The organism is Citrobacter sp. S-77, assembly GCF_963864895.1.
Classification (GTDB): domain Bacteria; phylum Pseudomonadota; class Gammaproteobacteria; order Enterobacterales; family Enterobacteriaceae; genus Citrobacter; species Citrobacter murliniae.
Map to the genome: position 1 here is coordinate 1 of NZ_CAWLWU010000002.1, position 4,153 is coordinate 4,153.

Annotated in this window: 4 protein-coding genes, 4 tRNA genes and 1 pseudogene; 7 read left to right on the top strand and 2 right to left on the bottom strand. The window is 47.7% G+C overall.

Annotated features, from left to right (window positions below; translation table 11 throughout):
* The first annotated feature begins 93 nt into the window (after nt 1–93).
* Nucleotides 94–1,122, top strand: coding sequence for a UDP-N-acetylmuramate dehydrogenase (murB, locus tag AACS05_RS00765; RefSeq protein ID WP_045438317.1), 1,029 nt, complete (start codon nt 94–96; stop codon nt 1,120–1,122).
* Nucleotides 1,119–2,081 carry a bifunctional biotin--[acetyl-CoA-carboxylase] ligase/biotin operon repressor BirA gene (gene birA / locus AACS05_RS00770; protein WP_045438322.1) on the top strand — a complete coding sequence of 321 codons (963 nt, stop codon included), beginning with the start codon at nt 1,119–1,121 and terminating at the stop codon, nt 2,079–2,081. Before murB ends, birA begins: the two co-directional genes overlap by 4 nt.
* 31 nt (nt 2,082–2,112) lie before the next feature.
* On the opposite strand, the gene coaA is transcribed toward birA, so the two are convergent.
* Nucleotides 2,113–3,063: a type I pantothenate kinase gene (gene coaA, locus AACS05_RS00775; RefSeq protein WP_045449387.1), complete on the bottom strand. Its 951-nt coding sequence runs from the start codon at nt 3,061–3,063 to the stop codon at nt 2,113–2,115.
* Between the two features lie 289 nt (nt 3,064–3,352).
* Nucleotides 3,353–3,433, bottom strand: a pseudogene (locus AACS05_RS00780) (hypothetical protein); the annotation flags it as partial.
* Between the two features lie 19 nt (nt 3,434–3,452).
* On the opposite strand from AACS05_RS00780, the gene AACS05_RS00785 reads away from it, so the two are divergent.
* From AACS05_RS00785 to AACS05_RS00805, 5 genes are all read left to right on the top strand, one after another.
* Nucleotides 3,453–3,528: transfer RNA gene (locus AACS05_RS00785), tRNA-Thr, on the top strand.
* Between the two features lie 8 nt (nt 3,529–3,536).
* Nucleotides 3,537–3,621, top strand: a tRNA-Tyr gene (locus AACS05_RS00790).
* A gap of 113 nt (nt 3,622–3,734) precedes the next feature.
* Nucleotides 3,735–3,809: transfer RNA gene (locus AACS05_RS00795), tRNA-Gly, on the top strand.
* 5 nt (nt 3,810–3,814) lie between these two features.
* Nucleotides 3,815–3,890: transfer RNA gene (locus AACS05_RS00800), tRNA-Thr, on the top strand.
* Between the two features lie 118 nt (nt 3,891–4,008).
* On the top strand, nt 4,009–4,153 hold a 145-nt coding region (locus AACS05_RS00805), incomplete at its 3' end, for a GTP-binding protein (protein ID WP_072112497.1).

The following is a 4,153-nucleotide window of genomic DNA, read 5'->3' on the forward strand; positions in this document are numbered from 1 at the left end:
CCGTCCGGCACAACACAACCACTCTTCCATAACACAAGCCATCCTGCGGCATATGCGGTAAACTAAACGCGATTTTGCATCAGGAAAGCGTCTATGAATCACTCCCTTAAAGCCTGGAATACCTTCGGTATCGATCAATATGCTAACGAGCTTGTCTGCGCCGAAAACGAGCAACAACTACTTAGTGCCTGGCAATCAGCTAACGCATTACATTACCCAGTACTGATCCTGGGCGAAGGGAGTAATGTCCTGTTCCTTGATTCCTTCCATGGTGCGGTAATTATCAACCGCATCAAGGGCATTGAGGTTACAGAACAACCTGACGCGTGGCATTTACATGTGGGGGCTGGTGAAAACTGGCACAACCTGGTACAGCATACGCTGCAGCTTGGCATGCCGGGGCTGGAAAATCTGGCATTAATTCCCGGTTGCGTTGGCTCTTCACCTATCCAGAATATTGGTGCTTATGGCGTAGAGTTACAACGTGTCTGTGAATATGTTGACTGTGTTGAACTGTCCACAGCCAAGCAATTGCGCGTTAATGCCGCAGAATGTCGCTTTGGTTACCGTGATAGCATCTTCAAACATGAGTACCAGGATCGTTTTGCAATTGTGGCTGTTGGTCTGCGCTTGCCTAAACAATGGCAGCCGGTGTTGACCTACGGTGACTTAGCTCGCCTTGATCCTGTTACGGTGACTCCTCTGCAGGTGTTTGAATCCGTCTGCCACATGCGCACAACAAAACTACCTGATCCGAAAGTGCACGGTAATGCGGGAAGCTTCTTTAAAAACCCGGTTGTTACAGCTGAAGTGGCAAAGATTTTGCTTTCGCAATTCCCCACTGCGCCTCATTATCCTCAGGCGGATGGTTCCGTAAAACTGGCCGCTGGCTGGCTCATCGACCAGTGCCAGCTAAAAGGTATGCGTATTGGTGGGGCTGCAGTACATCAGCAGCAGGCACTGGTACTGATTAATGCTGACAATGCAACGAGCCAGGATGTTGTTCAGCTTGCACATTATGTCCGTCAAAAAGTAGGTGAAAAATTCAATGTCTGGCTCGAACCGGAAGTGAGGTTTATTGGACCTCAGGGGGAAGTGAATGCCGTGGAGATTATTACATGAAGGATAATACCGTACCCCTGACGCTCATCTCGTTATTAGCAGATGGTGAATTTCATTCAGGCGAACAGCTTGGTGAAAAACTTGGAATGAGTCGTGCGGCTATCAATAAACACGTTCAGACATTGCGCGACTGGGGTGTTGATGTATTTACTGTTCCTGGTAAAGGATACAGCCTACCGGAGCCTATCCAGCTGTTGGATTCAGCACTTATTCATTCCCAGCTGAATAGCGGAAATGTAACCGTCTTACCCGTTATCGATTCAACCAACCAATATCTGCTGGACCGAATTAGCCAACTGGAGTCAGGCGATGCCTGTGTCGCTGAATATCAGCAGGCCGGGCGTGGACGTCGCGGGCGAAAATGGTTTTCGCCGTTTGGCGCTAACCTGTATCTGTCAATGTTCTGGCGTCTGGAGCAGGGGCCGGCAGCAGCAATTGGCCTGAGTCTGGTTATTGGTATCGTCATGGCAGAGGTTTTACGCGATCTGGGTGCTGATCAGGTTCGTGTGAAATGGCCTAACGATCTCTATCTGCTCGACCGGAAACTGGCGGGCATTCTGGTTGAACTCACTGGTAAGACGGGCGATGCAGCGCAGATTGTTATTGGCGCAGGTATTAACATGGCCATGCGCCGGGTCGAAGAGGATGTGGTAAATCAAGGATGGATTAACCTTCAGGAAGCCGGAATTAACATTGACCGCAATACACTTGCTGCCCGGCTGATCCGTGATCTACGTGCTGCGCTGGTACTGTTTGAGCAAGAGGGATTAGCGCCTTATCTGTCCCGTTGGAAAAAACTGGATAACTTTATCAATCGGCCCGTTAAGCTGATTATCGGGGATAAAGAAATATTTGGTATATCCAGGGGAATAGATGCGCAAGGCGCACTATTGCTTGAGCAAGATGGTGTGATAAAACCATGGATGGGCGGAGAAATATCACTCAGAAGTGCAGAATAATAAAAAGGGGAGCCGTTGCTCCCCTTTTTTATTATTTTCGTAGTCTGACTTGCTCAACGGCATGGTTGCCACTTTTAGTCATAATCAAGCTGGCACGCTCACGCGTAGGTAATATATTTTGCTTTAAATTCAGCCAGTTAATTTCTTTCCAAAGAGAGGTGGCCGTATTAATGGCCTCATCTTCTGATAATTTCGCATAGTTATGGAAATAAGAATCCGGATTGGTAAATGCCCCTTCGCGGAATTTCAGGAAACGGTTGATATACCACGTCTGGAGTAATTCTTCTGGCGCGTCCACGTAAATAGAGAAATCGACAAAGTCAGAAACAAATACATGATGTGGATCGTGAGGATAATCCATCCCGCTTTGTAATACATTTAATCCTTCGAGGATCAATATATCAGGCTGTGCGACAGTTTTGTCACCATCAGGAATCACGTCATAAATTAGATGTGAATAGACCGGGGCCGTGACGTTTGGTACACCTGATTTAATATCGGAAACGAATTTTACCAGACGATGCATATCATAGGACTCAGGGAAGCCTTTTTTCTTCATTAGTCCACGATCTTTCAACACCTGATTGGGGTGAAGAAAGCCATCGGTAGTAATCAACTCAACCTTGCGATGCTCTGGCCAGCGACTCAACAATGCCTGCAGGACACGCGCAGTCGTACTTTTACCAACCGCGACACTGCCAGCAATACTGATGATATAAGGAATACGTTCGCCGTTAGTGCCCAGGAATTGCTCCAGAACAGCCTGGCGGCGCAGATTTGAACTGATATAAAAATTTAGTAAACGCGACAGAGGCAAATAAATTTCGGCAACTTCTTCCAGCGACAGGTCTTCATTAATGCCTTTCAGACGAGCAATCTCGTCCTCGGTCAGAGTCATCGGCACGGAATCACGAAGCGCAGCCCACTGGTTGCGATCAAACTGTAGGTAAGGCGTCATTAACGCTTGCTCTTTTATACTCATACGCATGGTCTGGCTGTCATTGCTGTATCAGGTCAGTGGTAAAAACGAATCATCCCCGGCACGCAATGGCACGTCACATTTCAGTTAATTTGGACAATGGGCAGGAGGGTAACACCAGATGGGGACGAATAATAAGAAAAAATCATCACCTGAAAAGCAATGTGACGGGCATTCCATATATATAAAGATGCACTTTCTGTCTGCAGGTAAACACGCTGTGAAGCAAAATGCCTCCATCAGAGGGTAACGACCGCTGGAAATTTGCTCAATCCACAGTGCGGATAGATTATTTATCGGTCGTATAGTGCAAAATGTGAGCGATAGAACATTTTATGCAATTTTTTAGTTGCATGCGCACGCAGGTCTCCATAAAATGCGCGCTACTTGATGCCGACTTAGCTCAGTAGGTAGAGCAACTGACTTGTAATCAGTAGGTCACCAGTTCGATTCCGGTAGTCGGCACCATCAAGTCCGGTGGGGTTCCCGAGCGGCCAAAGGGAGCAGACTGTAAATCTGCCGTCACAGACTTCGAAGGTTCGAATCCTTCCCCCACCACCACTTTCTGGCAGCGTTATCGCCGCCTGAGTTGGTTAAAAAATTAATCAGCTCGTACGAAGAAGAGAGAATCTCTTTTTTGTTACAGAAAGAACTGGGTAGCCGAGTTTCAGGATGCGGGCATCGTATAATGGCTATTACCTCAGCCTTCCAAGCTGATGATGCGGGTTCGATTCCCGCTGCCCGCTCCAGACGTGCTGATATGGCTCAGTTGGTAGAGCGCACCCTTGGTAAGGGTGAGGTCCCCAGTTCGACTCTGGGTATCAGCACCACTTCACTTCTCCTTCCCGTTTCTCTCTGTTTACTTTTAAAAGCATTCAACAGCTCAGGTATATTGCCTGGTTGATGTGGTGATATCACCGATTTATCCGTGTCTTAGAGGGACAATCGATGTCTAAAGAAAAATTTGAACGTACAAAACCGCACGTTAACGTCGGTACTATCGGCCACGTTGACCATGGTAAAACAACGCTGACCGCTGCAATCACTACCGTTCTGGCTAAAACCTACGGCGGTGCTGCTCGCGCATTCGATC